Origin of the sequence: Hymenobacter latericoloratus, assembly GCF_014199535.1 — a bacterium.
In the GTDB taxonomy this organism is placed as follows: Bacteria; Bacteroidota; Bacteroidia; order Cytophagales; family Hymenobacteraceae; genus Hymenobacter; species Hymenobacter latericoloratus.
The window spans coordinates 303,770-311,279 of the sequence record NZ_JACHNV010000003.1 but is presented as its reverse complement, the minus strand read 5'-3'; the positions used below and the strand labels follow the sequence as shown (position 1 = coordinate 311,279).

The 7,510-nt window shown below is 67.1% G+C and carries 2 protein-coding genes; both read right to left on the bottom strand.

Annotation, left to right across the window (positions count from 1 at the left end; all coding sequences use genetic code 11):
• Positions 1–106 precede the first annotated feature (106 nt).
• Positions 107–1,054: an ADP-ribosylglycohydrolase family protein gene (locus GGU46_RS11755; RefSeq protein WP_183403736.1), complete on the bottom strand. Its 948-nt coding sequence runs from the start codon at positions 1,052–1,054 to the stop codon at positions 107–109.
• Positions 1,055–1,326: 272 nt separating this feature from the next.
• Complete coding sequence (locus GGU46_RS22320; protein WP_183403735.1) at positions 1,327–7,506, bottom strand: TonB-dependent receptor plug domain-containing protein; 6,180 nt, start codon at positions 7,504–7,506, stop codon at positions 1,327–1,329.
• Positions 7,507–7,510 lie beyond the last annotated feature (4 nt).

Below are 7,510 nucleotides of genomic sequence, written 5' to 3'. Positions count from 1 at the left end.
CCCTCTTCTGTTTGTGGGGTTTTTTTTTGTTTTTTTGCCCCCCCCCCCCCCCCCCCCCCCCCCCCCCCCCCCCCCCCCCCCCCCCCCCGGGGGGGGGGGGAGCTGCTTATAGGCCGGCGGCCATCCGGTGGGCCAGGTTTTCAATATCCGGGCGGCGGGCCAGCACCTGCACCCACTCCGCAGGAATGGCCGCTTCGCCGTAGTACAGTCCGGCCAACCCGCCCGCTACAGCGCCGGTGGTATCGGTATCGTCGCCGAGGTTGACGGCGGCCAGCACGGTTTCGGGATAGGTTTCGTAGCGTAGCAAGCACCACAGGGCTGCTTCCAGCGTGTGCAGCACGTAGCCGCCGCTTTTAATCAGCTGCTGAGGCAGGTCGGGCAGGCGGCCGCTGAGAATGACCTCGAAATAATCAGCCTCCTGGGCCGGAATGTTCAGCTCGTAAAGCTTAGCCGGTGAGGCCGCGCAGAGTTGGGCGTAGGCCGCTGCTGGTTGAAGCCCCGCCCGGAGGTAGGCGGCCATTTCCAGGTACAGAAAGCACGCCACCGCCGAGCGAATATGCCGATGGGTAATGGCCGACACTTCGCGGATCAGCTGAAAACGCGCCTTCACTGGAAAGTCCTCGTGGTAGAAAGCCAGCGGCAAAATTCGCATCAGGGAGCCGTTGCCATTGCTGTACTCATCACGGCCGCCAGCCATTACGGGGTTGGCGCCGGCGTGGAGCCGCTGAATAGCCTCCCGGGTAGCAATGCCCACATCAAAAACGGCGCCGTGGGGCGTCCAGAAGTTGTGGTAGTACCAGCGGCGGCAGTTTTCGGCCAGCTTGCTCAGTGAAAAGCCGTCAGCAATAGCTTCGGCCAGGCAAAACGTGAGCGAGGCGTCATCGGACCAGGTGCCAGCGGGCTGGTGGTGGGTACCATAGGCGCGCATGTGCACCACGGGGTCGAGCTGGCGAGCAGCACGGCTCTGGAACTCAACGGGTACGCCGAGGGCATCGCCCACGGCCAGCCCCAGCAGGGCCGCCCGGATCTGGGATTCTTTGGAGGAAGAGAGCATCAGGATAGGAGTGAGAAAAGGAGAGTAGAGGCAATAGTTTCGCTAAGCTTCTGATGCGGTGGACTGGTTTCAGGGTAGCGCAGTCGGCAGCTTGGCCAAGCTGTGGCGGGTTTCTATTCCAGACGGGGGGGTAGGGTCTCAGCGGCCGCTGGAAGCAGACGTTTCGGACATAGGCCCGAAAGTACGGCAAGCGGCGGCGAGAGCAAGCCAAACGCCCGCCCTCCGTGGCGGCGCACGGAAGAACGGGCACTCCATTTCCTTGCCTACAGCCCCTACTCTACCACGGCCTGTTTGCTGGCCGAGCGCCCGAAGCGGGTAGGGAAATACATGAGCTCGGCTTTGGCGGGGTTGACGGTGTAGCGCCCCCGGTAGCGGGGCTGCAGGGCCACTCGAAACGTGTGGCGGCCTACCGGCAGCACATCCATAAAAATACCCACCTGATGGCGCAGGTACTCGCGGTGCACCTCGAAGTAGTTACCGCCCGTTTTCTCGCCGTAGGAGCAGCCGGCCGGAATGGGCACTTCCAGCAGCACGTAGCGCGCTTCGGCTTTCACGTCCACGGTTACTTCCAGCTCGGCGGGCTGCCCGGCCCGCAGCCGGATGCGGCTTCCCTCCTGCCCGGCCAGCCGGGTGCTGACCACAAAGGGGTTGGCCTGGGCCGCGGGGGTAGGGTTCCAGAACGATTGATAGGCAGTAGCATACACCGGCAAACCGCCTTGCTTACGCAAGGTTAGGGTCCCGGCCGTGGGGGGCAGTGTGGTTTCGAAGGGAAACGCACGGACTTCCTGGCTGAGGGCGCCGCTCAGCTGGGCGCGGGCCATGAGGCCTCCACCGGCAGGCACCAGTAAATCGGGCACAATGGTTTCCAGAATCTGGGCTGCCTCATACGTACTGCTCCAGTGGCTGGCCGTGCGGCGCTGGTTGAGCAGATACGTCCGGATGCGCACCAGCTCGGCCTCGTGGCCGCCCTGGGCTCGCAGTAGCCGGTAGGCTAGTAGAGTGCTGCCCAGGCGCTCGGGCAGCAGGTAGCGGTAGTAGGAGCCGGCCCGAAGCGTGTCGGCGTAGAAGGCCCCGCCCAGCTCGCTGCGCAGCCGGAAACGACGCAGGGTATCGAGCTGGTACGGCAGGTTCAGCTGCTGGCGCAGGGTAGCAAGGGCCAGGTAGCGGTCCAGGGGCTGGCGCCCCTTCTGTTCCCGCTCCAGGCGGCGGAGGTAGGTCGAAAAATCGGGGGTAGCGCCGAGGCGGTGCAGGGCCTGCAGCAGCCGAATCCGGTCGTCATCGGTGCGGAAATACAGGGCATCGGGGCGCTGACCGGGAGCGGTGCCATCGAGAGCCCGACGTACGGCCGCATCAGCAAAAGCAACATCCAGCTGCTGCAGCAGGTAGCGCCGCAGGGCGTCCCGGTCGAGGGCTACTTTATAGCCTTGCGCTTCAGCGGCCAATAAGGCTTCCACTACGTGCAGGGTAGCCCAGGGGCTCACCGGCGAGGTAGGCCAGGTACCCCACAAGCCCCCGGGCTGATGGCGGCCGCGCAGCAGGTGCCGGATCAGGCGATCCACGTCCCGCTCGGCCTTGAATGGGTGCTGCAGCGCCTGCCGGATGCGCTGCTCCAGCAGCAGGGCTTTGAGTTTAGAGGCCGCCTGCTCATTGCAGAGGTAGGCGTAGCGCTGCACGTGCTGAATTTCTTCGAGCAAAGCCGGCAGTGGGTCACTCTCCAGGCGCACCGTTACGGGACCCAGCTCCGGCCGTACCGGCAGAGTCAGGGTAGTATCGGCGGCGGTGAGCACAACGAAGGTGCCGACCCGCTCGCGGGTGCCGGCGGGCAACACCGGAATCTGGCGCAGCTCGCCGTCCTGGTAGCCGTTGGGCTGCGTTAGTCCAAAGCTGACGGCCACGGAATCGGCGGTGGAGGGAGCCGTGAACGTAAGCGTATCGAGCACGGCGGTAGCCACGCGGCGCTGCTGGGTGCGCGCCGGCCCCTCGCCCACCCGGAAGCTGGTGGTTACCTGGGCGGTATCGGGGAGGTAGTTGAGGGTTTTGCCGATTACCTGGGGCCGGTCGCCCTGAATCAGGAAGCGCGGGGCCGCCAGCTCCCCCATCACGGCTTTAAAGGAGCGCAGCAACTGGGTAAAGGAGCCGGTGCGGGCGTGGTCGTCGGAAGCCAGCACGAAGGTATCCCAGCCGGTGATGTCGTCGGGGATGATGACTTCGGTGCGGGCCTGGCCTTGCGGGTCGGTTACGAGGGTAGGCCGCCACCAGCCCACATCCGAGAAACGGCGGCGCAGGGCCAGGCGCGGGTCGCGGCCGGCCAGCGGCAGGCCATCCGGGTCCAGAGCTTCCGGGCTGCCGTTAAGGCCGGGGGCCGGCCGGCCCGGAACGCCCTTTTTCGTGGTGATAATGACTACCCCGCTGCTGGCTCGCGAACCGTACATGGCCATGGCCGAAGCCGCTTTCAGCACGTCCATTTTGGCAATGTCATCCGGGCTCAGGTCTTCCAGCTTGCCGCTGAAAGGCAGCCCATCCACAATCAGCAGCGGAGCATTACTACCGGCGACGGTGCTGGCACCCCGGATATGGATTTGGGGCGAGGTACCAGGCTGGCCGTTACTGGTAATGGTAACCCCGGCCACTTTGCCCTGCAGGGCAGTGCTGATGCTGGTAACGGCCCCGGTTATTTCTTTTCTGCTCCGCTCCATCCCGTAGCCCGTCACGACTACCTCGTTTAACTGCCTGGAATCGGCATTCAGGGCAACAACCACATCAGCGCCATCTACCGCCCGCTCCACGCTGATGTAGCCAATTGAGGATACGACCAGTACCCCGCCGGTGGGCGGCACGGCCAGCTCGAAGCTGCCATCGGCATTGGTGCTGATGCCGTGGGTAGTGCCTTTCAGCAGTACCGTTACGCCGGGCAGCCCCTCCCCGCTCGCCCGGTCCTCGACGCGGCCGCGCTGCACCCGCCAGCCGGGCTGGGGTACCACGGGCACCGCCACCTCTATTTCCCGCCGCGACTCCCGTAGCTCCTGGGCTGGGCTGGGTGGAGTGGCGGGCAGATTTTCCGTCACGAGCTGCCTTATGCGCCGGCGCAGCTGCTTACTGAGCCGGCCCTCCGGCAGCAGGTCGGGGCGCTCCAGCTGCACGTAGGTGGTGCCATCGGGCCGCACCTGCATATCAGCGTTGGGCGCCAGCACGGAGCTGTCGGCCAGCAGCAGGGCCAGGCGGTAGCGGCCGGGGGGCAGGGCGTGCAGGGGGGTAGGCAGGTAGCGCAGCAGCCGCGCAAACTGCGCGTTGGTGGGCTGGGTAATGAGTGTGTACAGCACCGGAGGCAGCGCCTGCTGGGGTGGAGCTGGCGGCGCGGGCAGGCGCACGACCAGGCGGCCCTGGCCCTTGGGGGTCGTGCTGGGGCTGAATAGTAGAGGTTCGCGCTGGGGGGCGCGGTAGTAGTTGGTGGCGGGCTGGGGCCGGAGGTCGGCTTCGGTGTAGGCGAAATCCTGGAAGGGCAACGCCAGGGGCAGGAAGGTGCGGGCCTCGGCCAGGTTACCAAACGCCGGGCTTTCCACGCTGCGCATCTTCAGCAAACCCGGCGCGAAGGTGTAGCGGTACATGGGTTCCAGCAGAAACCGCCGGCGCAGCCCATCGGAGCGGCGCAGCAGCACCGAATCGGGCCGGAAAGGGCCGGCCAGGTGCAATAGGCTATTATTGCCAGGGTAACGGGACGAGCGGGGCCGCCCCGGATAAGGCCCCCGGGGCAGCCCCTCGCCCAAAGGCTGCAGGCGGTTGCCCTGGCGCAGCAGCACCTGCTCGTTGGCAGCACCGCGCTCCACCAGCACCAGAAAGCGCTGCAGCTGTTCCTGCTCCTGCCGGGTCATGGGGCCGCGCTTTTCCACCGTCAGCTCGTGGCAGGGCTGGTGGGGGTTGATGCTAAGGGTGAGCTTGTGCAGGGGGCGCAGGTACACGTCGCGGAGGCTGACCAGGTGGGTGGGGGTCCGGATAGCTACGGTGTGCCGGCCGCTGTCGGCTACCAGGGCAAAGGGCTCCCCGCCGTTCACCGCCGCCACGTACACGGGCACCCCATCCAGATACACCGCCACCGTAGGCTGCACCCGCCCCGAATCCACCACGAAGGGAGAAAGCTGGGTGAGGCCGCCCGGGGCGGGCTGGTATTCATGAAAGGTGCCGTACTCGGGGTAGAGAAACTGATAAAAGCGCAGGGAATCGAGACCCAGCTGCCGCCGCCACGCGCCCCAGGGCAAGAGCTGCTGCCCGGCAACCGAATCGTGGGCAAACCCTGCGCCCAACGCAAACCGCCGCCGCGATACGCGCCCGACCACGGCGGGCTCAAAATCGGGAACGGCAGGAGCCGCCGGCGCGGCAAACTTGCTGGTGTAAGCGTAGGCCGTAAGGTCGGCGCCGGGCACGGGGCGGCCCTGGCAGTCGCGCACGGTGTAGCGCAGGGCCACCTTCTGGCCGGGGTACACTACGTCGGGCTGGTCGGCTTCTATCAGCAGCCGGTGCTGGGGCAGGGGCACGTTGTACTCGGCCACTTGCACTTCGCCGGCCCAGAAATAGTGCACCGATACGTACCAGGGCTCCGGGCTGGCGGCCGGGCGGGCTACCTGCAGCTGGGGGCCATAGCCGCGCTCCACCAGCTCGTTGCCCCGGTACAGGAAAAACCAGAACGCCAGTCGGCGCGGGTTCTCGGCCATAATCCGGATGGAATCCGCAGTGCGCTCGGAGCGGATGAGCAGGCCCGCGTTGTCCGCGTCCAGGTCGAGGGTGGCTTCGTGGCCGGTGGCATCGGTGAGACGGTAGCGGGTGGCCTGCCAATTTATGGGCTGAACTAGGGGTAGCACCACGGTGTCGCGGCGCAGGAGGCGCGTGCCGCCCGCCTGTTCCGGCCCCTGCACCTCCAGCACGGCCCGCCGGGGCTGGCTTTGCTGCGCCGCTCCCGCGGAACGAGCCACCACCGAATCCTGCCGCAGCTCCAGCAGCAGCTGCCCGGGGTCGAGGGCGTAGCCGACAAACGCCGTTTCGGTGTGCCGCTCGTTGTCGCCGTTAAGGAAGGTAGCGTGCACTTTATACGTGAGGTCGGTGGCGGGCAGGGCGGCCGCGGGCAGGTTCAGGCGGGTTTCGCCGGTAGCATCCAAGGGCTGGGCGCGAGTCCAGAGGGTATCGGGCACAAACACCTGCCGGCCCGGAAACCGGCCTACGCTCTGGGGCGTCACGCTCAGGCGCACCCGGGCATCCAGCAGGTTCAGCTCATTGGCATCCTGGCCGCGCAGAAACACGGCCTGCGTGGTGCCGCGCCGGTGCTGGGTTTCGGCTGGGCGCAGAGTGTAGCGGGTGTTGTTGAGCTCGTAATCTTCCAGCCGAAAGCTGGCCTGACTCAGCACCACGCCCGGCCGGCCCGGCTCCGTCAGCAGCACCCGCACCGTTTGGTCGGGGCGCAGGCCGAGGGTATCGGTGAGGGGTAGCGCGTACTCATAGGAGCCGGGGCGCACCGGGTGCAGCACCGCTACTTTCTTGCCTTCCGAGCCGTAGCCTACCCCCAGCCGCAGCTCCAAGGGCTTACGGTAGGGCCGCCCCGAGTGGGAGCGCAGGATACGCGCCTTCAGCCGGAGCGTGTCGGCGGTGGGTCGGTAGCGCGGTTTGCTCAGCACCAGATAGCCTACCCAGGCCTTCCGCCCCAGCCGCTGCCCCCGCTCCTGCCGGCGCTCTTCCCGCACCGCCTCGCTGAATGCCGCCCGCACCAGCCCCACTACCCCCGTCGCTGAGCACGAGGCGCACCGCAGCTGCCGCACCAGGCTTTGCACCGGCCGGCCCAGGTAGCCCAGCGGAAAGCCAAACGCCACCCGGTGCAGCACCCGCCGCCACGTCAGGGGGTAGGGGCTGCGCCGGCCGCGGGGGGTAGGAAACGTTTGGGCCAGGGTATGGTAGGTGGTACGACCGGCCTGGGTTACGGCCAGCAGGCCGGGCCGGGCGGCGTTGCCGGGCAGGCGGTAGGCCTGCAGCTTCTCATCGAAGGGCACGGGGCGGCCGGAGGGCAGCAGCACGCGGGCATCGGGCAGCAGCCGGCCCAGCGTGTCGCGCACGAGCAGGGTCAGATCGACCTGGTTGTCGAGGGTAGTCAGGCGGCGGTCCGTAACGGCCCGGAGCCAGTACACCAGCTCGGGGCCTTCGGTGCGGGCCAGCAGGTAGTAGCCCAGGGGCAAGGGCCGGGCCCGCCGGGGCTCATCCGTTGGAAACGAATCGACGGGGTGGGCGAAAAAGTCCGGTTGCACGGCGCCCATGCCCCGCTGGTAGAGGCGGCGCGTTTGGGCATCGGTCAGGTGAAACACTTTGGTCAGGTAGCTGCGCGTCCGGGCCGAGGCCAGGCGCTGCTGGGCGGTGCTGCCGAGGGGCAGCAGGCTAATCCCCATCAGAACAGGAAGGAAGCGTAAGAATTGCAACATAGGC

Bases quoted from the DNA above. Each gene is read 5' to 3' on its own strand.
- GGU46_RS22320 (WP_183403735.1), bottom strand. From the start codon at position 7,506: ATGTTGCAATTCTTACGCTTCCTTCCTGTTCTGATGGGGATTAGCCTG.
- GGU46_RS11755 (WP_183403736.1), bottom strand. From the start codon at position 1,054: ATGCTCTCTTCCTCCAAAGAATCCCAGATCCGGGCGGCCCTGCTGGGG.